We start from the raw sequence: 23,962 nt of genomic DNA on the forward strand, positions 1-23,962 counted from the left end.
GGAGCGGCTTTACTTCAGCTCCAGCAGCCGCTCCAGATAGCTGCGCTCGATATCGGGGCTGAGCGCGTTGCCGAGCCGCTTGCGGATCGCTTCTAGGATCTGGCGGGCGCGCTGCACGTCAATTTCGTCCGGCACCTTCACCGAATCGCCGAAGTCAGGGCCCTCGGTGGCGCGTGGCCGGCCAAGCGGATCGCGGTCGGCATTCTGCTGGCGGCCGCCCCGCTCGCCGTCGCCCTCGTCGCCCTGCATGGCCTGCAATTGCTTCATCATGTCCTTGGCGCCCCTGCGCAACGCTTCCAGCGCGCGGCCCTGGTGACCGACGGCCTGATCGCCATCGCTGTCGCCAAGCGCCTGTTTGGCATTGCCCATGGATTTGCCGGCCTCGCCAAATCCTTCATTGGGCTCGAGACCCATGCCTTCGAGGCCTTTCCTCAGCTGGTCGAGGTCGCCTTGCAGCTTGCCTTGGCCTTCCTGCAACCGCTTCAGCGCGTCGGCGAATTCCTGCGGCGTCATCGGCCGGCCGAGCGGATCGCGGTCTTCACCTGGGCCGGGCTGCTCGCCCTGTTGGCCCATTTGGCCCTGCTCACCGTTCTCGCCGAGCTGCTGGTCGCGATTCTGCCCGCGCTGTTGCTGGCCGCGCTGCATCTGGTCCATGCGGAACGTCTCGTTCATCATCTCCTGCTGGCGCCGCATGATCTCGCCGAGCTTGTCCATCTGCTGGCGCATTTCGCTGTTCTGCTGGCCGCCCTGTTGCTGACGTCCGGCCTGGAGATTGTTCATCATATCCTGCAGTTGCGAAAGCAATTGCTGCGCGCTGTCGCGATCGCCTGATTTCGCCAGGTTCTCGATCTGGTCCATCATGCGTTCGATGTCGCTCTGGCGCAGTTCCTGGCCGTTCTGCTGCATCTGCGGCGCGTTCGGATTCTGCTGCGCACGCTGGGCGAATTCCTGCAGGAACTGGTTCATCGCCTCGCGCAGTTCCTTCATCGCCTTGTCGATTTCCTCGTCGCTGGCGCCGTTCTTGATCGCGTCCTGCAGCGCCTGCTGCGCCTGGCGCAGCCGCCGCTCGGCCTCCGAAAGATTGCCTTCCTCGATGCCGAGCGCGATCTCCCACAGATAGGCGACCTCGTCGCGCAGCTTGTCGTCGCTGTCAGCCATCTTCAACCGGGTGCGGGCGCTCATGATGGCGAGGTAGTGCGCCATGTTGTCGAACGTATCTTCGGGCCTGAGCGTGATCGCGTCCATCAGGTCGAGCACGCGGCTCTTGGAGTTGGCGTCGAGCGCCAGCACGCGGCGCTGCTCGATCACGGCCCTCGCCAGCGGGTTGGAGAAAGGCCGCTCCGGCATCACCAGCGTCTTAGTCTCGCTGGTTGCCGTATGTCCGGCGTCGTCGGTGGCGACAAGCGTGAGCTTGATGTTGCCGCCGGCCCAGACATGCTCGGTCAGGTCCTTCGTGGTCTTGGCGGCGTTCCCCTTGGCGCCGCGGCGCGGCAGCGTCAGCGGCATTTCGGGCGGGCCATAGAGCGGATGCGCATTCGGCGCCGGTGGATCGGCCAATGCGAAATCCGCCTTGGCGGAGGCCGCGCCATAGTCGTCGTCGATCTGGTAGTTGAGTTCGAAGGAGCCGTTGACGGCGCGTTTCGGCTCGCCGACGAAGCGGATCTGTGGCGGCTTGTCCGGGATCACCGCGAAGGCCCAGTTGCCGAGTTCGTCATTGCCCGATTGCAGTGTCAGCGTGCCGTTGGTCGTCAGCTTTCCTGTGAACTGGCGCACCGTGGAGGGCGTTGCCGTCGAGGGCGTTGCCGCCGCCGGTTTGGCCGCGTCGGCCTTCTGCCCGGTCGGTTCGATGGTGCGGGCGTTGCCGTCGGCGTCGGCGTAGCTCAGCGTTTCCTCGCCCGAACCGCCGGTGACGCGCAGGGACACATCGCTGCCTTCCGGAACGGTGAAGGTGGACGCAGCCTGATTGCCATTGTCGGCGAGGGCTGGGTTGGCGAGGGCGGGGGAAGTGAGGAAGACCGGCGGCCTGCCGGTGTAGGCCGGCGGCGTCACCCAGGCGTCGATGCGCGGCGGCACAGCGTCGCGCGCCGCGTGGGCACTGAACCCGTCTGCGATGCGGCCGCCCGACGGTCCAAAGGAGAAGGCAAAGGCGGTGACCAACAAAAGCGCCGCCACGGCGCGCAGCCCCCACGGGTCGCGCTCCGGCACCCGGGTGCGGGGCAGGTCGCCGCCGAGGTTGCCGAGTTTTTCGGCCATGCGTTTCTGGTGCTCACGCCACAGCGCTTGCGAAAAAATGCTCTCCCTGCCGCTCGGCCGGTCGGTCTGCACCAGCACCGGGCTGTGCAGCAATTGGTTGGCAGCCTCGATGCGCCGGTCGATCTCGGCGCTGGTCGGCACCCGGAAGAAACGCAGGGGATAGAGCGCGGAAAGGGCTGCGATGCCGAACACTGCCATGAGGCTCATGCGCGCCGTGTCGGGCAGCAGAAGGAAGAGGCCGAGCCACGAGACGCTGAGGAACAGGCTGGCGACAATGACCAGCGGAAGCAGCAACGGCCAGCCACGCTCGACCGTCATCGAGACCCGTGTCGCCAGCCGGCTCAGAGCAAGGCGCCCGGCCAGGCTGCGATCGCTGGTGAAGGTGGGTCGTTGCGTCATCGGCCCTTCCTGATTCAGGCGGGATAACCCGAACCTCACAAATCTATCGCACCGGCCCGAAAACCGGATTCGATTTTCGGAAAGTACGATGCGAAGACTCAAAGTCGTAAATGCACGTCACTCGAAGCATAACAACAAACACGGCGAAGGCGAGGCGGTTCCCGAAAACGTGAACAGGACTGCCCCCGTTATCGTCCGAATTTAGCCGGATTGGCGTTTGCACCGCAGACCAGTACCGCGACACGCTCGCCCGCAGCCGGCGCGTAGCGGCCGGACAGGATCGCCGCGAAGGCCGCAGCGCCGCCCGGCTCGGAGATGATTCGCACCCGGTCCCAAAGCGCCGCCTGCGCGGCGATAATCTCGTCGTCGCTGACCAGTATGGAACGCTCGACGAAGGCCTCGGCGATTGGAAACATCATTTCGCCGACGCGCTTCGGCGCCAGCGAATCGGCGGCGATGCCCTCAGTCGGCGCATCGACGGGTCGGCCGGCCTCGAAGGCGCGATGAAGCGTCGGCGCTCCCTCGGGCTCGACGGCGATGATCCTGATGCGGCCGGCGAACCAAGCGGCGATGCCGCCGATCAGGCCGCCGCCACCGACGGCGACCAGCAGCGTGTCGAGCTCAGGCAGGTCGGCCTCGATCTCGAGGCCAAGCGTGCCTTGCCCGACAAGCGTTTCCTCCTGGTTGAAGGCGTGGATCTGCAGGGCACCGGACTTTTCGGCAAAGTCTTCGCTGGCGACCAGCGCCTCGGCATAGCGCGCGCCACCGACGACCAGCTCGGCGCCGTAGCCGCGGATGCGTTCCAGCTTGGCCGGCGGGCTCACTTCGGGAACGAAGATGGTCGCCTTATGACCGAGCCGCATGGCGGCATACGCGACCGCAGCCCCGTGATTGCCGCCCGATGCCGCGACGACGCCAGCCTTGGGAACCGGCCGCTCGAGAAGATTGGTGAAGGCGCCGCGCGCCTTGAACGAGCCGGAATGCTGCAGGCATTCGAGCTTCAGGTCGACGGCAAGAGGCGGACAGCCGAAATCGGCCATGTCGACGCGCAGCACCGGCGTGTGGCGCACGAATGGCCTGATACGCGGTTCCGTTGCGGCGATGCGTTCGCGTGTGATGCTATTGCCGTTAAGCATGGCTTGCTCCCAAGGATTGACATCACTTAGTAACTTAGCAAAATGGCTAAATGCAAGAGGTCGATGTCTTCAAGGCGATTGCCAACGAGCGCAGGCTGCAAATCCTCGACTGGCTGAAGGACCCGCGCGCGCATTTTCCACGCCAAGCGGATGGCGACCTGGTCGAGGACGGCGTCTGCGCGCTGCTGATCGCCGAAAAGCTGGGGATCACCCAGGCGACGCTCAGCGAGCATATGCGGGTGCTCACCCAGGCCGGCCTTCTCAGCAGCAAGCGTATCAAGCAGTGGACGTTCTATCGCCGCGACGAAGGCAGGATCGCCGAGACAAGGGCGCTCATTCAGCACCGGCTGTAGCGGTGCAGGCGATCTTTGTTATTGACCATGATCGTTTCCGAAAACCGGTTGCCACTTTTCGCTGACGCGGACGTTCGGTTCGGGATCATGGTCTATCTCAGCCAATCGGGCAGCGAATCCAGTCCGATCAGCTCGTCATAGGTCTGGCGCGGGCGCACTACATGGAAACGGTCGCCGTCGACCAGCACTTCGGGCACCAGCGGCCTGGTGTTGTAGGTGCCGGCCTGCACCGCGCCATAGGCGCCGGCGGTGGCGATTGCGATCAGGTCGCCGGCCTTCAGCCGGGGCAGGTCACGGTCGAGGCCGAGATAATCGCCGGTCTCGCAGACTGGGCCGACCACGTCGACCGTCATGCGCGGCGCTGCTGCCAGCTGCTGCACCACCGGCTTGATGTCATGGAAGGCGTCGTAAAGTGTCGGCCGGATCAGATCGTTCATCGCGGCGTCGACGACCAGGAAATTCTTGGCGTCGCCCTCCTTCACGAAGATCACTTGCGAGACGAGGATGCCGGCATTGCCGACGATCAGCCGGCCCGGCTCGAACATCACCTTCAATCCAAGCTTGGTGACGTGCTTCCTGACGATCTGGGCATAAGCGTCGGGCAAGGGAGGCGGGCTGTTGTCGACGCGGTAGGGAATGCCGAGGCCGCCGCCGAGATCGATGTGCTCGATGGCGTGCCCGTCGGCACGCAGCACGCCGACCAGCTCCACCAGCAGCGCGAAGGCGTCGTCGAAGGGCTGCAATTCGGTGATCTGGCTGCCGATATGGGTGTCGATGCCGGTGACCTTGATGCCAGGCAGTTCAACTGCGCGGGCATAGACCTTTCGCGCCTTCTGCCAGGGAATGCCGAATTTGTTCTCGGCCTTGCCGGTGGAGATCTTCTTGTGGGTCTTGGCATCGACATCCGGATTGATGCGCAGCGAGATCGGCGCCACCTTGCCAAGTGCCGTGGCGCGGGCCGACAGCAATTCAAGTTCCGGTTCGGATTCGACGTTGAAGCACAGGATGCCGACCGAGAGCGCAAAATCCATTTCGCGGGCGGTCTTGCCGACGCCTGAAAATAGGATCTTGTTGGCCGGAATGCCGGCGGCCAGCGCGCGACGCAATTCGCCTTCCGAGACCACGTCGGCGCCGGCGCCGAGATTGGCCAGGATTGTTAGCACAGCCTGGTTGGAATTCGCCTTCATGGCGTAGCAGACCAGCGCGTCGAGCCCGGCAAAGGCCTGCTCAAACACGCGGAAATGTCGGGTCAGCGTCGCCGTCGAATAGCAATAGAACGGCGTGCCGACGCTTGCGGCGATGCCTGATATCGCCACGTCCTCGGCATATAGCATGCCGTCGCGGTAGTCGAAATGGTTCACAACAGTGGTTCCGGAAGTTGGAGCACGATGAGATCGACCGATCTCATCGGCTCTAGATCAGCGGGTCGAGAATGAACTTCTTGTCCTTGACCGGTTTTTCCGGCTCCGGCGGCACGGGCTGCTCGGCCTTTTGTGCGTCCTTGCGCGCCTGCACGGCCGCCTCATAGGGCGTCTCGAGGCCGGCTTTCCTGCCGCAGGCCGTTACGGTTGCCAGCGCCGCCAGCAGCGTCAGCGTCACCAAAATCCTGCTTGCGGTCATCGATCCATCCGTCTGAAACTTTTGCCCGCCGCTTTTAGCCGAGTTTTGCTGGCATTGCACCTAGTGTGGTGGATTTGAAGTTCCTGTCATTGATGGCATTCGCGGCAAGGAACTTCAAATCCAAAACCACACTAGAATTCGTCAATTAACTCGTGCGGCTTTTGAATCCGAAATTCGCTCGCCGCGCTGCTCCAACGTGATGCGAATTTCGGATTCGCCGCACGAGCATCACGCCTTGGCGATGTGCTTTTTCCAGTACCGGATCTGCTTCCTCACCTCCGACGGCGCGGTGCCGCCGAAGCTCGTGCGGCTCTTCACCGAACTCTGTACGGCAAGCACCGAAAACACGTCCGCCGTGATGCCGGGGTGAATGGACTGCAAGTTTTCCAGCGGCAGCCTGTCGAGCCTGATTTTCTTCTCCTCGGCCAGCGCCACCGCGCGGCCGGTGACGTGGTGCGCCTCGCGGAACGGCAGGCCGAGCGTGCGCACCAGCCAGTCGGCAAGGTCGGTCGCGGTCGAATAGCCTGACCCGGCGGCCTTCTTCATGGCGGCGGCGTTCACCGTCATGTCGCGCACCATGCCGGTCATCGCCGCCAGCATCAGATCGAGCGTCTCGGCGGCGTCGAACACGGATTCCTTGTCCTCCTGCATGTCCTTGCCGTAGGTCAGCGGCATGCCCTTCATCACCGTCAGCAGGCCGACCAGATGGCCGGTGACGCGACCGGTCTTGCCGCGCACCAGTTCGGCGGCGTCGGGGTTCTTCTTCTGCGGCATGATCGAGGAGCCGGTGGAGAATGAGTCCGACAGCCTGACGAAGCCGAATTGCGGCGTCGACCAGATGATGATCTCTTCGGCCAGGCGCGACAGATGCGTCGCGCAGATCGCCGCCAGCCCCAAGAATTCCAGTGCGAAATCGCGGTCCGAAACGCTGTCCAGCGAGTTGCGCATCGGTTCGCGGAAACCGAGCGCCTTGGCCGTCTGGTGCCGGTCGATCGGAAAGCTGGTGCCGGCAAGGGCGGCCGCACCGAGCGGGTTTTCGTCCATCCGCTCGATGGCGTCGCGAACACGCGACAGATCGCGCGAAAACATCTCGACATAAGCCATGCAGTGGTGGCCGAAGGTTACCGGCTGCGCCGCCTGCATGTGGGTAAAGCCCGGCATCACCGTCGCCGCATGCTCCTCGGCCCGTTCCAGGAACGCCGCGATCAGGCCCTTCAGCGCCTCGGCGATGCGAAAGCACTCGTCCTTGACCCACAGCCTGAGATCGACCGCCACCTGATCGTTGCGCGAACGAGCGGTGTGCAGGCGGCCGGCGGCCGCGCCGATCAGCTCGGCAAGGCGAGCTTCGACGTTCATGTGGATGTCTTCCAGCCTGGTCGAGAACTCGAACTTTCCGGCTTCGATCTCTGCCAGGATCGTGTTCAGCCCGTGAGCGATTTTTTCTTGATCGGCCGCCGAAATAATGCCCGTTTGCGCCAGCATCTCGCTATGGGCGATCGAGCCTCTTATATCCTGCGCATAGAGTTTGCGGTCGAACGAGATCGACGCGTTGATCGCTTCCATGATCGCGGCCGGACCCGAGGCAAACGTCCGCCCCACATCTGGTTGCTGGCCTTCTTGTCGCTCATCGCTATAACCCGTGCTCCGGAGCAGTTTTTAGAAAATGGCAGACGGCAATCGATTTTTCCCGGCCCCGCGCCTCATCCTCGCCGCTTTGGTGGCGGGCGTGCTTGCGGGCGCGGTCGCGGTATATGTCAGCGAGAGCGGTTCTGGCAACAACGCGCCCGCGCCAGTCGACGTTGGCGACAGCAAAAACGATGTCGCCTGCGCCGCCAAGGCCGACCGCGCCAAGACGGTCGCGGCGGCTGCCACCGGCCAGGTCGCAGCACTTTTGCCGGCCGATCCGCCGCAATCGCTGAAGGGCCTTGCCTTCAACGACCCTGGCGGCAAGCCGATGACGCTCGCCGACCATGCCGGCAAGACGTTGCTGCTCAATCTGTGGGCGACATGGTGCGCCCCCTGCCGCGCCGAAATGCCGGCGCTCGACGCGCTGCAAAAAGAAATGGGCAGCGACGCCTTCGAGGTCGTCGCGGTCAATCTCGATGTCGGCGACGACGCCAAGCCGAAGAAGTTCCTCGAGGAAACCGGCGTCGAGGCGCTCGGCTATTACCGTGATTCGACCATGGCGCTGTTCAACGATCTCAAGACGCGCGGCCTGGCGCTCGGCCTGCCGGTCACCATGCTGATCGACGGTGAAGGCTGCCTGATCGCTCACATGAACGGCCCGGCCGAGTGGTCGAGCCCCGATGCCAAGCGGCTGGTCGAGACGGCGCTCGGCAAGTCGGACTAATGCATGTCGCGCAAAAGTGCGCAGCGGTTTTGCGATGGCGACATGCATCAAAACAGAACCTAAAGCGCGTCGCATGAATCCATTCGAACGCGACGCGCTTTAGGCCCCGGCGATTGCCGGTCCTCGTCGCTTTTGTTCGGGTGGTAAGCCGGCTTGGTAATTGCTTTCCATCTACTCTCATATCGAAGCGTGCACCACTTTACGGGGAGATCAAGTTCATCGATCCGCAACAAAACCGTTGTCCAATTGTCATGGGGGGCACATATTGCCCTTTGCGAGAGTGCCCTTTCGCCAATGACAAAACGGGAGATGAAACATGAAGTTCTTCGGCTTCGCGGCCGGTGTCGCCGCCACCTTGACCCTGCTTTCCACCACGTCCGCTTTCGCCGTCACGCAGATCAGCTGGTGGCACGCCATGACCGGCGCCAACGCCGAAGTCGTCGACAAGATCTCCAAGGATTTCAACGCCAGCCAGAGCGACTATGAGCTGGTTCCGGTGTTCAAGGGCACCTATCCGGAAACGCTGAATGCCGGCATCGCTGCCTTCCGCGCTGGACAGGCGCCCGATATTCTCCAGGTGTTCGATGTCGGCACCGGCGTGATGATGGCGGCCGAGGGTGCGATCAAGCCGGTGGCCGAGGTGATGACCGGTGCCGGGATGACCTTCGACAAGAGCCAGTATCTGCCCGGCATCGTCGGCTATTATTCGAAGCCGGACGGCACCATGCTGTCCTTCCCCTACAACTCCTCCTCGCCGATCCTCTATTACAACAGGGACATCTTCCAGAAGGCTGGCCTCGATGCGAACAACCCGCCCAAGACCTGGAATGAGGTGTGGGAAGCTGCCAAGAAGATCAAGGCAAGCGGCGCCGCCTCATGCGGCTACACCTCGACCTGGCTGACCTGGATCCATCTCGAGAATTTTGCGGCGTGGAATGATGTATCGTGGGCCACCCAGCAGAACGGCCTGGCCGGCGGTGATGTCGAGCTCAAAATCAACGCGCCGATTTTCGTCAACCACTTCCAGGCGCTCGCGGACCTCGCCAAGAACGGCACCTTCAAATATGGCGGGCGCACCTCCGAAGCCAAGCAGATCTTCCTTGCCGGCGAATGCGGCATCTTCACCGAATCGTCGGGCGGTCTCGGCGATATCGTCAAGTCCGGCATGAACTATGGCATCGGCCAGCTTCCCTACGACACCGACGCCAAGGGCGCACCGCAGAACACCACGCCGGGCGGCGCCAGCCTGTGGGTCTTCGGCAACAAGTCGGACGAGCAATACAAGGGCGTCGCGACCTTCTTCGCCTATCTGTCCAAGACCGATGTGCAAGAATATCTGCACCAGAAGTCGGGATACTTGCCGGTGACGCTCGCCGCCTACGAAGCGACCAAGAAATCAGGCTTCTATGACAAGAACCCCGGCCGCGAGACGCCCATCCTGCAGATGACGGGCAAGGCGCCGACCGACAACTCGAAGGGCGTGCGCCTGCCGAATCTGCCGCAGGTGCGCGATATCCAGAACGAGGAGTTCGAGAAGATGCTGGCCGGCCAGCAAACCGCTCAACAGGCGCTCGACAATGCGGTCACGCGCGGCAACGCCGCGATCGAGGAAGCGCTAGAGAACTGACGAGATTATCTCGGTTGGTCGATTGGAATATCGCCCACGCGAGCTCGCGTGGGCGATTCCTGGATAGCGAGGGAAATCAGCCTGTCTCCACGCATCGTCTTTCCCAACAAGATCCTGCCCTACCTGCTGGTGGCGCCACAACTCGCCATAACACTGGTTTTCTTCTACTGGCCGGCCGGCCAGGCGCTTTATCAGTCGATGCTTAGGCAAGACCCGTTCGGGCTGAGGACCAAGTTCGTCTGGTTCGCCAATTTCGGCAAGGTGCTGGCCGATCCGGCCTACCTCAACTCGATCAAGGTCACCGTGGTGTTTTCGCTTGCGACCGCGATCGTTGCGATGGGTGTGGCTCTGCTGCTTGCGGTCATGGCCGAGAAGGCCGTGCGCGGCAAAGGCCTCTACCGCACATTGTTGATATGGCCCTATGCCGTGGCGCCGGCGATCGCCGGCATGCTGTGGCTGTTTCTGTTCAATCCTTCGATCGGCTCGTTGGCGTATTTGCTGAGAAGCCTCGGCATCGCATGGGACCCGCTGCTCAACGGCACCCACGCCATGATCCTGCTGGTGTCGGCGGCTGCCTGGAAGCAGATCAGCTACAATTTCCTGTTCTTCGTCGCCGGCCTGCAGGCGGTGCCGAAAACCCTGATCGAGGCGGCGGCCATGGATGGCGCCGGCGAGACCAAGCGCTTCTGGACCATCGTTTTCCCGCTGCTTGCGCCGACCACGTTTTTCCTGCTGGTCGTCAATACTGTCTATGCGCTGTTCGACACGTTCGGCATCGTTCATGCCGTCACCGGCGGCGGGCCGGGCAAGGCGACCGAGACGCTGGTCTACAAGGTCTACAATGACGGCTTCGTTAATCTGATCCTGGGTGACTCGGCGGCGCAGTCGGTCATCCTGATGGCCATCGTCATTGCGCTCACCGCCATCCAGTTCCGCTACGTGGAACGCAAAGTCCATTACGGTTGAGGGCAGCGATGATCGGCCAATCCCCGCTCCGCACCTTCATCGCCCATGCCGTGCTCATCCTTGGCATATTGATCGTAGCTTTTCCGATCTACTACACTTTCGTTGCCTCGACACACACGCTGCAAACGATCCTCAGGCCGCCGCTGCCGCTCTTGCCCGGCGGCCAGCTCTGGAACAATTACAGCGAGGCGCTGTTCGGCGGTATTGGCCGCATCGGCGGTGTCAGCGTCGGCCAACTGCTCCTCAACACCACGGTCATGGCGCTCGGCGTTGCGGTCGGAAAGATATTCATCTCGATCCTGTCGGCCTACGCGATCGTGTTCTTCCGCTTTCCCCTGCGCATGATCTTCTTCTGGCTGATCTTCATCACCTTGATGCTTCCCGTGGAGGTGCGCATCCTGCCGACCTACAAGGTGATGGTCGATCTCGGCATGATCGACACCTATGCCGGCCTGATCATCCCGCTGATTGCCTCGGCCACCGCGACGCTGCTGTTCCGCCAGTTTTTCATGACCATACCGGGCGAATTGGTCGAGGCGGCACGTGTCGATGGTGCCGGGCCATGGCGCTTCTTCTTCGATATCCTCTTGCCACTGTCGCGCACCAACATCGCGGCGCTTTTCGTGATCCTCTTCATCTACGGCTGGACGCAGTATCTTTGGCCGCTGCTCGTCACCAACAGCAACGATATGAACACCATCGTCATCGCGCTGAGAAAGATCGTTTCCTTCGCCGATGCCGACACCCAATGGCACCTGGTCATGGTCACGGCGATGCTGGCCATCGTGCCGCCGATCCTGGTGGTCGTGCTGATGCAACGCTGGTTCGTGCGCGGCCTGGTCGAATCCGAAAAGTGAGAAGCCGATGGCGACCGTCGATCTGAAGGACGTGAAGAAGGTCTATCCCGGCGGCGTCGAAGCCGTGAAGGGCGTCTCCATCGCCATTCCCGACAGGGAGCTTTGCGTGCTGGTCGGTCCATCCGGCTGCGGCAAATCCACCCTCCTCAGAATGATCGCCGGGTTGGAGACGATTTCTGCCGGTACGGTCGCCATCGACGGCAAGGTGGTCAACGCCATCGGCCCGACCGAGCGCGACATCGCCATGGTGTTCCAGAACTACGCGCTCTACCCGCATATGAAGGTCTACGACAACATGGCCTATGGCCTGCGCAATCGCGGCACGCCGAAGGACGAGATCGACAGCAGGGTGCGCTCGACCGCCAAGGTGCTGGAACTCTCGGCGCTGCTCGACCGGCGACCGCGCGAGCTTTCCGGCGGCCAGCGCCAGCGTGTTGCCATGGGCCGCGCCATCGTTCGCAACCCGAAAGTCTTCCTGTTCGACGAGCCGCTCAGTAATCTCGATGCCAAATTGCGCGGCCAGATGCGGGTCGAGATCAAGAATTTGCAGCGCAAGCTCGGCGTCACCTCGGTCTATGTCACCCACGACCAGCTCGAGGCGATGACGCTGGCCGACATCCTTGTTGTCATGAACGCCGGACTGGTCGAGCAAACGGGCGCGCCGCTCGACGTCTACGAGAAGCCAGCCTCGATCTTCGTCGCGTCCTTCATCGGCGCGCCGCCGATGAATCTTCTGGCGCTGACCGGAAGTTCCTCAGGCCCGATATTGGCTGACGGCACGGCGATCGACTTCGCGGTTCGCGAAACACCAGCCGTGACACTGGGTTTTCGCCCTGAAGATGCCGACGTCACCTTCGATGCGGAGGCGCTGCCCGGTGCGCTTGTCCTGCCGGCAACAGTCGAGGCAGTCGAACCGGTCGGTGCCGAAAGCTTTCTTCACTGCGCCGCAGCCGGCAGCCGTATCATCGTGCGCGTCTCAGGGCGCGCCGCCGCCAAGCCTGGTGACCAGTTGCGTGTCGTGGCCAAAGCCGAAAAGCTGCATTGGTTCGATCAGGCTGGAAAGCGGGTCGATTGAAGCCAGCCTGTCGTCCTGGCCAGCGCACTGCGAGAGGCGCAAGACCGTTCAGGCAAACACATGCGCCTTTCCCGACACCGTCAGCCGGACGATCTCGCCAACCACCGGTGTGTCCATGCCCGGCTTGCGCAGAATCAACGGCGTGTTGCCGATCGCGGCTGCGTCCGGCGGATCGGGACTGTTCAAGAGCCGCACCGCGATGGTGCACATCGAACCGGCGAATTCGGACTCCGTCACTTCGCCGAACAGCATGTCCGGCGTGCCCGACATGCCTTCGCGCGATGTCCGTTTCAGCAGCACCTGTTCCGGCCGCAGCATGATGCGGACGATATCGCGCCGCTCGGTGCTGTCGACGGGGATGCGGCCGAGCGGCGAGCTGGCAAAACCGTCCGCGATCTTTGCCGGCAGGATGATGGCGTCGCCGAGGAATTCGGCGACCATCCTGTCCTTCGGTTTGAGATAGAGTTCGTGCGGCGTGCCGACCTGCGCGAATTTGCCGTCGCGCATCACCGCGACTTGGCTGGCAAAGGACAGCGCCTCGGCCTGATCGTGCGTGACCAGGATCGTGGTTATGCCGGCGGTCTCCAGAAGCTCGGCCACCGCCTTGCGCATCGAGGCGCGCAGACCGGTGTCGAGCGCCGAGAACGGCTCGTCGAGCAGCATCAGCCGCGGCTTCATGGCCATGGCGCGGGCCAGCGCCACACGCTGCTGCTGGCCGCCGGAGAGCTCGTGCGGCCGCCGTTTCAGGATCGCCTTGTCGAGCCCGACGATATAGGCGAGCTCGACGATGCGTTCGCTGCGCTTGTCCTCGTGATGTCGCAAGCCGAAGCCGATATTGGCGGCGATGGTCAGATGCGGGAACAGGGCGCCGTCCTGCGCCACCACGCCGATGCCGCGCCGATATGCGGGCACGGCGGCGCCGCCATTGGCCAATACCTCGCCGTCGAGCACGATGCGACCCCGATCCGGCGGCTCGAAGCCGGCGATCAGCCGCAGCAAGGTCGTCTTGCCGCAGCCGGACGGCCCGACGATCGCGGTGCGGCTGCCGCTGGCCACGCTGAGGTCGACACCGGCCAGTGCGGCCACCGGGCCGTAGTGCTTGTGCACATCGGTGAGTTCGAGGAAGCTCATCGTCCGGCCATCCGCTTCGACTGGAGATAGAGCAGCCAGGTCAGCGGCAGCGAGATCGCCACCATGATAAGGGCGTATGGTGCGGCGGACGCATAGTCGATCTCGCCGCTGTGGGCCCAGAACGCCATCGCCAGCGTGCGGGTGCCGTTGGGCGCCAGCATCTGCGTTGCGGTTAATTCGTTCATGATGCCGAGCGCCACCAGCGCCATGCCCGCCGCTGCCCCCGGCGCCGACAGGCGGATCGTCGTCGACCATAGCGCCTTGAGCGGTGATCGGCCGAGACTGGCGGCGGCGCGTTCGAGCTCGACCGGCGCCTGCGCGATCGACGCCCTCAGGCTAATCAGGGCGCGCGGCAGGAACATCAGTGCATAAGCGACGAGGATCGTGAACAGGGTCTGGTAAAGTGGCAGAGCGATGCGCACGGTGATGGTGACCAGCGCCAGCGCTACGACGACGCCGGGCAGCGATCCGACGATGTAGTTGCAACCCTCCAGAAGACGCTGCAGCGGTCCCGGCGCGCGGATTGAGATCCAGGCCATCGGCATGGCGGCGATGGTGGCTAGCAGGGCGCCGGCGAGCGCCAGGAACAGGGTCTGGCCGAGCGCCAGGCCGATCTCATCGAGGCGCCAGACATCGGCACCGCCGGCCACAAGCCAGCGGCTGATGGTGACGAACGGCACGCCCAGCGCCAGCAGGGTGGTGACGACCGGCAGCAGCAGGCACGGAATCGTGGCGCGGCCGAGCCTTGTGCGTTGCTGCTGCCGCGCGGCGCCCGAGCCGACGCGGGCATAACGCTCCTCGCCGCGCACGATCACTTCGATCCCGAGCAGCACGAAACAACATGTCACCAGCACCGCCGCCAGCATGTTGGCGGCGGGGCCGTTGAAGGTCGACTGGAACTGGTCGACGATCGCCGTGGTGAAGGTGTCGAAGCGGATGAACACGTAGAGGCCATACTCGGCCAGGAGATGCAGGCCAACCAGCAGCGAGCCACCGCAGATGGCGAGCCTGAGCTGCGGCAGCACGACCCGCCGGAACACGCGCCACGGCCCGAGGCCGACGGCTGCCGCGGCATCTTCGAGAGCAGGATCAAGCCGGCGCAAAGCTGCCGCCACCGGCAGATAGAGGAACGGGAAATAGGCGACGACGGAGACCAGGACGCCGGCCCACAGGCCATGTAGTTCCGGCACCAGGGTGATCCAGGCGTAGCTGTGCACGAAGGCGGGGATGGCAAGCGGCGCCACCGACAGCCAGGCCCACAGGCGGGCACCGGGAAGATCGCTGCGTTCGGTCAGCCAGGCCAGCGCCACCGAGAGCACGATGCAGATCGGTACGGCCAGCATCACCAAAAGCAGGGTGTTGACCAGGAGCCCGCCGACGCGCGGCCGGAACACCAGTGCCGATACGGTTTCCCAGCCGATCTGCACGGCAATCCAGATGATGAAGGCGAGCGGCAGCAGGGAGAAAAGTGAGACCAGGATGGCGGCGAGCGAAATCCAGGATATGGGCCGCCGGCGCGTCCATTGCCCAGCCGCCACGCCGGTCGGCGAGCCTGAACGTGCAAGGTCGGCCGCAGATTGCATCAGCTCAGACGCCGCGCCGTTGCCGCCCGGTGGCGGAAACGATCGAAGGGCCGCAAACACGGCCAAAAACGCAGTCTGTCGTCATGGACAAATGCCATCTCGAAAAACAGAGCGCTCCTGCGGAAAGCGAATTCCCGCAGAAGCGCAGTCGGTTGCCCTTTTAGGACGAACGCCGACTAAAGCAAGCCGGCTGCCGTCATCAGGTCGGTCACTTTCTTGGAGTTCAGCGTCGTCGCATCGACCTTCGGCGCCTGCAGATCGGCCAGCGGCACCAGCGCCGGATTGGAATCCGCCCCCTTGCCGACCGCGTATTCGAAGGAATTGCCGGTCTTCAGCACGTCCTGACCACCTTTGCCGGTCACCCATTTCAGGAATTCCTGGGCTTCCTTCGGATGCTTGCTGGAGGCCAGAACGCCACCGCCGGAAACCGAGACGAATGCGCCCGGATCCTGGTTCTTGAAATAGTGGAGCCCGATGTTCTTGCTGTTCTCGCCGGTCTTGGCCTGGTCGCCGTAGTAGTAATAGTGATAGATCACGCCGCCTTCGACCTCGCCGGCATTGACCGCCTTCATCACCGTGCTGTTGCCCTTGTAGGCGGTGAAGTTCTCTTTCATCGCTTTCAGCCAGTCGGCCGCCGCGGCCTCACCCTTGAGCTGCACAAGCGCGCTGACGATCGCCTGGAAATCGGCGCCGGAGGGCGAAGCGGCCCAGCGTCCCTTCCAGCTCGGATCGGCGAGATCAAGCAGCGACTTGGGCAATTGCTCGGCGGTCAGCTTGGTCTTGTCGTAAACAAAGACGGTGCTGCGCGCGGCGATGCCCACCCATTTTCCGCTGGCCGGCTGGTACTCCTGCGGGACCTGCGCTTGCGTATCGGCGTCGACCGGCGCGAACAGGCCTGATGACTCGACCAGCGCCATGGCGGGTGAGTTTTCCGTCAGGAACACGTCGGCCGGCGAGGCGGCGCCTTCGGCGACGATCTGGTTGGAGAGATCGCTGTCACCGCCGTGGCGAACGGTGACCTTGATGCCGGTTTCCTTGGTGAAACCTTCAACCCAGGCCTCGGTCAGGCTCTCGTGCTGGGCATTGTAGACGACGATGCCGCCGTCCTGGGCCATCGCCGGGCCGGCGATCAGGCTGATTGCAAGTGCCGTGGCACCGGCAAGGGCGGAAAGAGCATATTTCATGGATGTCATCCCTCTCGATCTCGATGGTCTTTGATTTAGCAAGGCTGCACCTATCAAATCCTGATCCATGTAGTCAACATTGATGAGCTGCGCAAACGGGCGCTGGAGGTGAAACCTTCGCGATTTCCCATATTTTGGCTTGGACATTATTTCGCCGGCCACGTAACAAATCAGCGCCCAAGCGCGAATATCGGGGAGTGAACTCTTGTGACCGGCAACGACGAGGCCGAGCTTTCCCGGCTGATGCGGTCCGCAATCGCGGGAGATGAAAGGGCTTACGCCGACTTCCTGCACCGGACGGCTGCTCTCGTTCGGGGCTTTATCAGGCGCAGGATCGTTCAGGGCGGTGTCGATCCCGAGGATGTCGTGCAGGAAACCTTGCTGGCCATTCATGTGAAACGGCATACCTGGCGCCAGGACTTGGCCGTGCTGCCCTGGGTCTACGCCATAGCGCGTTTCAAGCTGATCGACGCGTTCCGGCGGCGCGGGCGGCGCATCGAGATCGAGATCGACGAGATCGCCGAGACCTTTGCCGAACCGGAGGCCGAGACGGTCAGCGAGCGCGACATCAATCGGGCATTGGACGGCCTGCCGCCGGCGCAGCGTTCTGTGGTCTCGTCGGTGTCGGTCGAAGGCCGTTCCATCGGCGAGACGGCAGCGAAGTTCGGCATCAGCGAGACGGCGGTGCGCGTGTCGCTGCATCGTGGGCTCGCAACCATCGCCAAACGGTTCGGGGCCAAACAATTCGGGCGGGCCAAACAGTTCAAGCGGGAATGACATGAGGACCGACGATCTCATCAAGGCGCTCGACGCCGATGCCCGCAGCGGGGCGATGCCGCTTGGCTCGGCCTGGTGGATGGCCGCCGGTGCGGCTACGGTGATCGCGGCGGTGGTTTTCTGGCTGGCGATCGGCCCACGCACCGACATCGCGGCCGCCATGCAGACGATGCGTTTCCTCGCCAAGTTCGTCTTCACGACTGCTCTGGCCGTCAGCGCCTTCGCCTTGATCCGCGCCCTGTCGACGCCCGGTGCACCGACGGGCAGGGCGGCGGCCTGGATGATTGCTGCACCGCTGCTGGTGATCGTTGCCGTGGTGCTGGAACTCCTTTCCGTGCCTGCAGCCGACTGGGGCACGCGCCTGATCGGCAGCAATCTGGTCATCTGCCTCACATTCATCCCGCTGATCGGCATCGGTCCGCTTGCCGTCTTCCTAGCGGTGCTGCGCTATGGCGCGCCGACGCGGCCGGTGCTTGCCGGAACGGTGGCGGGCCTGCTCGCCGGTGGGCTGGCGGCAACTTTCTATGCCGCACACTGCTTCGACGACTCGCCGCTTTTCGTCGCCACCTGGTACACGATCGCGATTGCCATCCTCGCCGCGCTCGGTGCGATCGGCGGGCGGCTTTTCGTGCGCTGGTAGCGACGGCCCGCAAGCGGACAATGGACGCATGGCAGTGCATCGGCCCGAAATCGAATTCGTTCTGACCGGCGGGTGATCTCGGGGATCATGCACATCCGGCGGGCGCTGTAAGGACTGCCCGGTCGTCTACGGCCCGGTCGATTCGTTTCTTGAGCCGAGACGGAAGGGCGAGAAAGCCGCGATCCAGGAGGAACATTTGTTAGCTGATTGAGGCTTGACCAACTCCGAGGCAGCATACTGCTTTGGATCCATGGATCCAAAGTCGATTTTTAGCGAGCTGCAGGACGAGATCGAGTCAGGTGAATTGGCACCAGGCTCCGTTCTCAAGCAGGAATCGATCGCCGAGCGTTTCGGGGTCAGCCGCCAGCCCGTCCGGCAGGCCTTAGACCAGTTACTCGGGAGTGGCTTGGTCGTGCGGCGTCGCGATCGAAGCTTGGCGGTAGCGCTCCTCTCAGAACGGGAGGCGACCGAACCGCGCGATTCCTTGCCATCCGAAAACCTCCGGACGCCAAGGAAAATCATCGCCTCTTAAACAACCACAATTGGGTTTCGAGTCTAACGCGTCGGAACGGGATGCTCGCCGCGATAATCATAGAAGCCGCGTCCGGTCTTGCGGCCGAGCCAACCGGCCTCGACATATTTCACCAGCAGCGGGCAGGGGCGGTATTTCGAATCGGACAGGCCGTCATGCAGCACCTGCATGATCGACAGGCAGGTATCGAGGCCGATGAAATCGGCAAGCTGCAGCGGTCCCATCGGATGGTTGGCGCCGAGCCGCATGGCGGTGTCGATCGCGTCGACCGAGCCGACCCCCTCATAGAGCGTATAGATCGCCTCGTTGATCATCGGCAGCAGGATGCGGTTGACGATGAAGGCCGGAAAATCCTCCGAGACGGTGATCGTCTTGTCGAGATGGTTCACATAGGCCTTTGCCGCTTCGAAGGTCTGGTCCTCGGTGGCGATGCCGCGTACCAGTTCGACCAGCTTCATCAGTGGAACCGGATTCATGAAATGGATGCCGATGAAACGCTCCGGCCTGTCGGTCTGCGCGGCGAGACGGGTGATCGAGATGGACGAGGTGTTCGTCGCCAGGATGGCTTCCGGATTGAGCTGTGGGCAGAGCTGGGCGTAGATCTTGCGCTTGACCGTCTCGTCCTCGGTCGCCGCTTCGATCACCAGATCGGCACCCGCAAGGTCGGCCATGGTGGGCGCTGCCGAAATGCGCGCCATCGCCTCGTTGCGCAGCTTTTCCTCAAGTTTGCCGGAGCCGACCTGGCGGGCCATGTTGCCGCTGATCGTGGCGATGCCCTTTTCGATGCGGTCGGGTGAGATGTCGTAGACCAGCACCTTGTAGCCCGCAAGCGCGGACACATGGGCGATGCCGCCGCCCATCTGGCCCGCGCCGATGATGCCGATCGTCTCGATCTTGTTCATTACACCGATCCCGTAAAAAGGCCTTTGCGGCCTGCTTTTTGTGCGGTGCAAACTAAAAGGGCGGGGCGACTTCGTCTACCCCGCCCTTCACAATTTAATACGCTTTGGCAGAAGGCGTCAAAGCGCCTTTTGCAGTTCCGGCAGAATGACGAAAAGGTCGCCGACGAGGCCGTAATCGGCGACCTGGAAGATCGGCGCCTCCTCGTCCTTGTTGATGGCGACGATGACCTTGGAATCCTTCATGCCGGCAAGATGCTGGATGGCCCCGGAGATGCCGACGGCGATGTAAAGATCGGGTGCCACCACCTTGCCGGTCTGGCCGACCTGCCAGTCGTTCGGCGCGTAGCCGGCGTCGACGGCGGCACGCGAGGCGCCGACGGCGGCACCGAGCTTGTCGGCGATCGGCAGGATGACCTCCTGGAATTTCTCCGAAGAGCCGAGCGCGCGGCCGCCCGAGATGATGATCTTGGCCGAAGTCAGCTCAGGACGATCGGTCTCGGAAAGCTTGTTCTCGACGAAGCTCGACAGGCCGGGATTGGCTGCCGCCTGAACCGCCTCGACCGGGGCGGAACCGCCCTCGGGGGCAGCCTGGAAGGATGCGGTGCGCACGGTGATGACCTTCTTGGCGTCGCTCGACTGCACCGTCTGGATGGCGTTGCCGGCATAGATCGGCCGCTTGAAGGTGTCGGGCGATACCACTTCGATGATCTCCGATACCTGCGCGACATCGAGCAGGGCTGCCACGCGCGGCGCGACATTCTTGCCCGACGAGGTCGCCGGCGCGATGATCGTGTCATAGGCATCGGCTATGCCGACGACGAGTGCGGCCAGCGGCTCGGCGAGGCGCTCGGTGAGTTCGTCGGCTTCGGCGAGCAGCACCTTGCTCACGCCCTTGAGCTTGGCGGCAGCACCGGCAGCGCCGTTTGCGCCCTTGCCGGCGACCAGCACATGCACGTCCGAGCCGATCTGCAGTGCCGCCGAAAGCGCCTTGGCGGTCTGGTCGGAAAGGGTCGCATTGTCGTGTTCTGCGATGAGGAGAATAGCCATTGTTCTTGTTCCTTTCCCGATCGCTTACAGCACGCCGGCTTCGTTCTTGAGCTTGTCAACCAATTCGGCGACGCTCTTGACCTTGACGCCCGCCTTGCGGCCGCCCGGCTCCTCGGTCTTGATCACCTTCAGCCGCGGCTTGACGTCGGCGCCGTATTCGGCCGGGCTCTTCTCGTCGAGCGGCTTCTTCTTGGCTTTCATGATGTTGGGCAGCGAAGCGTAGCGCGGCTGGTTGAGGCGAAGATCCGCGGTGACAATCGCCGGCATCTTCAGCTCCACCGTCTGCAGGCCGCCGTCGACCTCGCGCGTCACCTTGGCCTTGTCGCCATCGATAAGGACCTTGGAAGCAAAAGTGCCTTGCGCCCAGCCGAGAAGTGCGGCCAGCATCTGGCCGGTCTGGTTCGAATCGTCGTCGATCGCCTGCTTGCCGAGAATGACGAGACCGGGCTTTTCCGCCTCGACCACGCCCTTCAGCACCTTGGCGACACCCAGCGGCTCCGTCTGCTCGTCGGTCTTGACCAGGACGGCGCGGTCGGCGCCCATGGCGAGGGCGGTGCGCAAGGTCTCCTGCGCCTGCTGCGGCCCGATCGAGACAACGATGATTTCTTCCGCCTTGCCGGCCTCTTTCAGCCGGATCGCCTCTTCGACCGCGATCTCGTCGAACGGGTTCATAGCCATCTTGACGTTGGCGAGTTCCACCGCCGAACCGTCAGCTTTCACACGAACCTTCACATTCGCATCCACAACCCGCTTCACGGGCACAAGGATCTTCATTTGCCTGTCACCTCTTTCACGATAGCCACCTCTTTCAAGGTAATTGGGCGCGCTATAGCAGCGCACGCCTCTTCAGAGTTGTCGAAAGCCGACATTCCGGACGGAATTCTAGTCTCCGACCGCCTGGTGTGGGAAAGCTTCCGTAGTTGCGGCGACCCCGCACGTCAATATCCGAGGCGCGCCCAAATTATCCGTGACGCACTCAAATCGGTTCAGTCCGGACTGGAGGCACTCCCCCGTCCCCAGCGTGGTGCCGGCTGCACCGGCGGTTCGCCTGGCGCCGGCTCGGCGGCAACCGGCACCTGGCCGGCGACCACCACTGCCTCTTCGTCCGCACCGGCAAGCAGTGGCACGGCGCGGTTGCGCAAGATGAGCACCAGCACGGCCCCGGCGATAATGCCGCCGACATGGCAGGCCCAGGAAATCTGATCCTCGCCACCGGCGGCGAACATCACGATCTGGAACAGGATCCACAGGATGAGCGGGATGAAGGCCGGGATGCGCAGCGGAATGCGGGCGAAGGCCAGCACCCATACTTTCACCCTGGGGTATAGGATCAGATAGGCGGCGACCACGCCGGCGATAGCGCCCGAGGCGCCGATCAGCGGAACCTGCGAGTCCCACGCGATCAGGCCCTGGAAGAAGGCGCCGGCTATGGCGCAAAGCAGGTAGAACACGAGAAAGCGTATATGACCGAGCGCGTCCTCGACATTGTCGCCGAACACCCAGAGGAACAGCATGTTGCCGCCGAGATGGAAAATATCGGCATGCAGGAAGGAATAGGTGACGTAGCTCAGGCTCTCCGGGATCACGACAAACTGCGGAGCCAGCTCGACACTGTCGTGGACGACCGACGGGATGAAGCCGAGGCCCAGCACAGCAGCGTTGGTGAACTGCTCGCCGCCAAGCGCGGTGGCGAAGTAGATCAGCGTGTTGAACGCGATCAGGCCGATCGTCACATATTGCTGCTTGATGTGTCGCAGCCGGTTGGTGTCATAAAGCGGGATGAACATCGGACCCCCTCCCGCCTCGGCAGATTCAGCGGTTCTTGCCGGGAACCCATAGCACGTCGGCGTTTCCATTGTCATTGACCGCACGTGCGGCAACGAACAGAAAGTCCGATACGCGGTTGATGTATCTTATCGCCTCGCGGTTGACATGCTCGCTTGGGTCCTGCGTCAAAGCCACCATGATGCGCTCGGCCCGCCGCGCCACCGTGCGGGCAAGGTGAAGGGCCGCCGCCGCCGCCGTGCCGCCGTTGAGCACGAAGGATTTGAGCGGCTGCAGGTCCTTGTTGAGCAGGTCGATGTCCTTTTCGACACGGTCGGTCTGCGAGCTAATGATGCGCAGCGGTTCGTAGCCGAGCGGCTTGCCGTCGTCCGGCATCGCCAGATCGGCGCCGAGGTCGAAAAGGTCGTTCTGGATGCGGCCGAGCATCGCGTCGATCGCCGGATGTGTTGCCGCGGTGTGGATGCGGGCCATGCCGATGCAGGCATTGGCTTCGTCGATCGTGCCATAGGCGCCAATGCGCAGATCGGATTTCAGCCGCCGTTCACCGGTGCCAAGGCCGGTGGTGCCGTCGTCGCCGGTGCGGGTGTAGATCTTGTTGAGCTTGACCACGCTTTGCCTCCCGATATCGTCCGTCCCATCACTTGCGGGTGAAATACACCGCCAGCAGGATCAGCACCAATGCCACGAACTGCAGCAGCACGCGCATCTGCATCAGCTTGTTGGAAGTCACGCCGTCGCCGCCGCGCATCATGTTGATGAGGCCGCGGACCAGCACGATCACCACGGCGACCATGACGAGGATAGCGAGGATGTTGAAGACGGTTGCCATGGTGTGATTCCAGTCGATTGCGTTCAGGCGCGTCTGGCAAGCAGGCGGTAGAACATTGATGCCGGCAGGATGCGTTTGAGGATAACGCCGATCCTGGCCGGCACCGTTACCACATAATGCGGACGCGGGCGCCGCGACAGAAGCGCATGGCGCAAGGCCGCATGAACCACCTCCGGCCCAGGCTTCAGCCGAGACGTGCTGCCGCCGGCTTGCAGCCGTTGCAGCTGCGCCTCGTAGGCAAGGCGGTGGACGGAATTCTCACGGTCGATATTCCTGAGAAACCACACAAGGCCGTTGCTGGCGATCTTCGATATCACTGGCCCCGGCTCGATCAGCGAGACATGGATGCCGCTGCCCTGGAGTTCCTGATGCATGCACAGCATCAGCCCTTCGATCGCGTGCTTCGACGCCGAATAGGCGCCGCGAAAGGGCAGCGGCGCCAGGCCGAGGATCGAGGAGCAGTGGACAAGACGGCCATGGCCATGGCGGCGCATCACCGGCACGACACGGCGGGTGAGGTCATGCCAGCCGAAGACATTCGCCTCGAATTGCTCCCTGAGTGCTGCGACCGGCAGGTCCTCGACGGCGCCGGGCTGGGCGTAGGCGCCGTTGTTGAACAGCGCATCGAGCCGTCCGTCGGTCCGCTCCAGCACCGACGCCACCAGCGTCTCGATGGATCCAGGTTCGCGGTAGTCCAGATAGAAAGCCTCGAGGCCATCGGCCTCGAGGGCAGCGATGTCTTCTGGCTTGCGCGCCGTCGCGAACACCTGCCAGCCTTCCGCCTTCAGCGCCCGGGCGCAATAGGCGCCTATCCCGGAAGAGGCACCGGTGACGATGATGGTGCGCAATTCTTCTCCGGGAGAAAGCGTGGTTTGACCTAGGCTTGCCATTTGCCGCAATCCCTTCCCATATTCGC

Annotated in this window: 23 protein-coding genes and 1 pseudogene; 9 read left to right on the forward strand and 15 right to left on the reverse strand. The window is 63.2% G+C overall.

Annotated elements, in window-relative coordinates; all coding sequences use genetic code 11:
* Positions 1–9 precede the first annotated feature (9 nt).
* Together EOA78_RS16400 and EOA78_RS16405 are read right to left on the reverse strand one after the other, a co-directional pair.
* On the reverse strand, positions 10–2,652 hold the full coding sequence (locus tag EOA78_RS16400) for a TIGR02302 family protein (RefSeq protein ID WP_127316023.1): 2,643 nt from the start codon (positions 2,650–2,652) through the stop codon (positions 10–12).
* 188 nt (positions 2,653–2,840) lie between these two features.
* Positions 2,841–3,788 carry a threonine/serine dehydratase gene (locus EOA78_RS16405; protein WP_127316024.1) on the reverse strand — a complete coding sequence of 316 codons (948 nt, stop codon included), beginning with the start codon at positions 3,786–3,788 and terminating at the stop codon, positions 2,841–2,843.
* Between the two features lie 50 nt (positions 3,789–3,838).
* Here EOA78_RS16405 and EOA78_RS16410 point away from each other — a divergent pair, with 50 nt between their 5' ends.
* Positions 3,839–4,141, forward strand: coding sequence for a metalloregulator ArsR/SmtB family transcription factor (locus EOA78_RS16410; protein WP_126104748.1), 303 nt, complete (start codon positions 3,839–3,841; stop codon positions 4,139–4,141).
* Positions 4,142–4,233: 92 nt separating this feature from the next.
* On the opposite strand, the gene lysA is transcribed toward EOA78_RS16410, so the two are convergent.
* The 3 genes and pseudogenes from lysA to argH form a co-directional block, all read right to left on the reverse strand.
* Complete coding sequence (gene lysA, locus EOA78_RS16415) at positions 4,234–5,502, reverse strand: diaminopimelate decarboxylase (protein WP_127316025.1); 1,269 nt, start codon at positions 5,500–5,502, stop codon at positions 4,234–4,236.
* 52 nt (positions 5,503–5,554) lie between these two features.
* Positions 5,555–5,761 (reverse strand): hypothetical protein, encoded by a 207-nt coding sequence (locus EOA78_RS16420; protein ID WP_127316026.1) that lies wholly within the window; start codon positions 5,759–5,761, stop codon positions 5,555–5,557.
* 228 nt (positions 5,762–5,989) lie between these two features.
* Positions 5,990–7,389: pseudogene (gene argH, locus EOA78_RS16425) on the reverse strand (argininosuccinate lyase).
* Between the two features lie 35 nt (positions 7,390–7,424).
* Here argH and EOA78_RS16430 point away from each other — a divergent pair.
* The 5 genes from EOA78_RS16430 (at position 7,425) to EOA78_RS16450 (ending at position 12,636) form a co-directional block, all read left to right on the forward strand.
* Entirely contained in the window at positions 7,425–8,111 is a 687-nt protein-coding gene (locus EOA78_RS16430; protein WP_127316027.1) for a TlpA disulfide reductase family protein, read from the forward strand.
* Between the two features lie 316 nt (positions 8,112–8,427).
* Positions 8,428–9,738 (forward strand): sn-glycerol-3-phosphate ABC transporter substrate-binding protein UgpB, encoded by a 1,311-nt coding sequence (gene ugpB, locus EOA78_RS16435; protein ID WP_127316028.1) that lies wholly within the window; start codon positions 8,428–8,430, stop codon positions 9,736–9,738.
* Between the two features lie 81 nt (positions 9,739–9,819).
* Positions 9,820–10,704: a sn-glycerol-3-phosphate ABC transporter permease UgpA gene (gene ugpA, locus EOA78_RS16440; RefSeq protein ID WP_127316057.1), complete on the forward strand. Its 885-nt coding sequence runs from the start codon at positions 9,820–9,822 to the stop codon at positions 10,702–10,704.
* A gap of 8 nt (positions 10,705–10,712) precedes the next feature.
* A complete protein-coding gene (gene ugpE, locus EOA78_RS16445) occupies positions 10,713–11,561 on the forward strand; it encodes a sn-glycerol-3-phosphate ABC transporter permease UgpE (protein ID WP_127316029.1) in 849 nt (282 codons plus the stop codon).
* Between the two features lie 7 nt (positions 11,562–11,568).
* Positions 11,569–12,636 (forward strand): sn-glycerol-3-phosphate import ATP-binding protein UgpC, encoded by a 1,068-nt coding sequence (locus EOA78_RS16450; RefSeq protein ID WP_127316030.1) that lies wholly within the window; start codon positions 11,569–11,571, stop codon positions 12,634–12,636.
* Between the two features lie 48 nt (positions 12,637–12,684).
* On the opposite strand, the gene EOA78_RS16455 is transcribed toward EOA78_RS16450, so the two are convergent.
* The 3 genes from EOA78_RS16455 to EOA78_RS16465 all read right to left on the reverse strand — a co-directional run bounded on the left by EOA78_RS16455 (position 12,685) and on the right by EOA78_RS16465 (position 16,534).
* Positions 12,685–13,767: an ABC transporter ATP-binding protein gene (locus tag EOA78_RS16455; RefSeq protein WP_127316031.1), complete on the reverse strand. Its 1,083-nt coding sequence runs from the start codon at positions 13,765–13,767 to the stop codon at positions 12,685–12,687.
* Positions 13,764–15,350 (reverse strand): iron ABC transporter permease, encoded by a 1,587-nt coding sequence (locus EOA78_RS16460; RefSeq protein WP_164783788.1) that lies wholly within the window; start codon positions 15,348–15,350, stop codon positions 13,764–13,766. Before EOA78_RS16460 ends, EOA78_RS16455 begins: the two co-directional genes overlap by 4 nt.
* Positions 15,351–15,526: 176 nt before the next feature.
* Positions 15,527–16,534 carry an iron ABC transporter substrate-binding protein gene (locus EOA78_RS16465; RefSeq protein WP_127316033.1) on the reverse strand — a complete coding sequence of 336 codons (1,008 nt, stop codon included), beginning with the start codon at positions 16,532–16,534 and terminating at the stop codon, positions 15,527–15,529.
* Positions 16,535–16,741: 207 nt separating this feature from the next.
* On the opposite strand from EOA78_RS16465, the gene EOA78_RS16470 reads away from it, so the two are divergent.
* From EOA78_RS16470 to EOA78_RS16480, 3 genes are all read left to right on the forward strand, one after another.
* Positions 16,742–17,311: a sigma-70 family RNA polymerase sigma factor gene (locus EOA78_RS16470; RefSeq protein ID WP_127316034.1), complete on the forward strand. Its 570-nt coding sequence runs from the start codon at positions 16,742–16,744 to the stop codon at positions 17,309–17,311.
* A gap of 1 nt (position 17,312) precedes the next feature.
* Complete coding sequence (locus EOA78_RS16475) at positions 17,313–17,951, forward strand: NrsF family protein (RefSeq protein WP_127316035.1); 639 nt, start codon at positions 17,313–17,315, stop codon at positions 17,949–17,951.
* A gap of 250 nt (positions 17,952–18,201) precedes the next feature.
* Positions 18,202–18,483 carry a GntR family transcriptional regulator gene (locus EOA78_RS16480; protein WP_127316058.1) on the forward strand — a complete coding sequence of 94 codons (282 nt, stop codon included), beginning with the start codon at positions 18,202–18,204 and terminating at the stop codon, positions 18,481–18,483.
* 23 nt (positions 18,484–18,506) lie between these two features.
* Here EOA78_RS16480 and EOA78_RS16485 read toward each other — a convergent pair whose 3' ends face one another.
* From EOA78_RS16485 to EOA78_RS16515, 7 genes are all read right to left on the reverse strand, one after another.
* On the reverse strand, positions 18,507–19,385 hold the full coding sequence (locus tag EOA78_RS16485) for a 3-hydroxybutyryl-CoA dehydrogenase (RefSeq protein WP_029348585.1): 879 nt from the start codon (positions 19,383–19,385) through the stop codon (positions 18,507–18,509).
* 117 nt (positions 19,386–19,502) lie between these two features.
* The gene (locus EOA78_RS16490) at positions 19,503–20,432 is read right to left on the reverse strand and encodes an electron transfer flavoprotein subunit alpha/FixB family protein (protein WP_127316036.1); all 930 of its coding nucleotides are present in this window, start codon (positions 20,430–20,432) and stop codon (positions 19,503–19,505) included.
* A 24-nt stretch (positions 20,433–20,456) separates the two neighbouring features.
* Positions 20,457–21,206: an electron transfer flavoprotein subunit beta/FixA family protein gene (locus EOA78_RS16495; protein ID WP_127316037.1), complete on the reverse strand. Its 750-nt coding sequence runs from the start codon at positions 21,204–21,206 to the stop codon at positions 20,457–20,459.
* Between the two features lie 212 nt (positions 21,207–21,418).
* Entirely contained in the window at positions 21,419–22,219 is an 801-nt protein-coding gene (locus EOA78_RS16500) for a rhomboid family intramembrane serine protease (RefSeq protein ID WP_127316038.1), read from the reverse strand.
* Between the two features lie 25 nt (positions 22,220–22,244).
* The gene (locus tag EOA78_RS16505) at positions 22,245–22,826 is read right to left on the reverse strand and encodes a cob(I)yrinic acid a,c-diamide adenosyltransferase (RefSeq protein WP_127316039.1); all 582 of its coding nucleotides are present in this window, start codon (positions 22,824–22,826) and stop codon (positions 22,245–22,247) included.
* Positions 22,827–22,854: 28 nt separating this feature from the next.
* Entirely contained in the window at positions 22,855–23,046 is a 192-nt protein-coding gene (locus tag EOA78_RS16510; protein ID WP_127316040.1) for a twin transmembrane helix small protein, read from the reverse strand.
* A 23-nt stretch (positions 23,047–23,069) separates the two neighbouring features.
* Entirely contained in the window at positions 23,070–23,936 is an 867-nt protein-coding gene (locus EOA78_RS16515) for an SDR family oxidoreductase (protein ID WP_127316041.1), read from the reverse strand.
* Positions 23,937–23,962 lie beyond the last annotated feature (26 nt).

The organism is Mesorhizobium sp. M5C.F.Cr.IN.023.01.1.1, from assembly GCF_003997585.1.
GTDB lineage: Bacteria > Pseudomonadota > Alphaproteobacteria > Rhizobiales > Rhizobiaceae > Mesorhizobium > Mesorhizobium wenxiniae.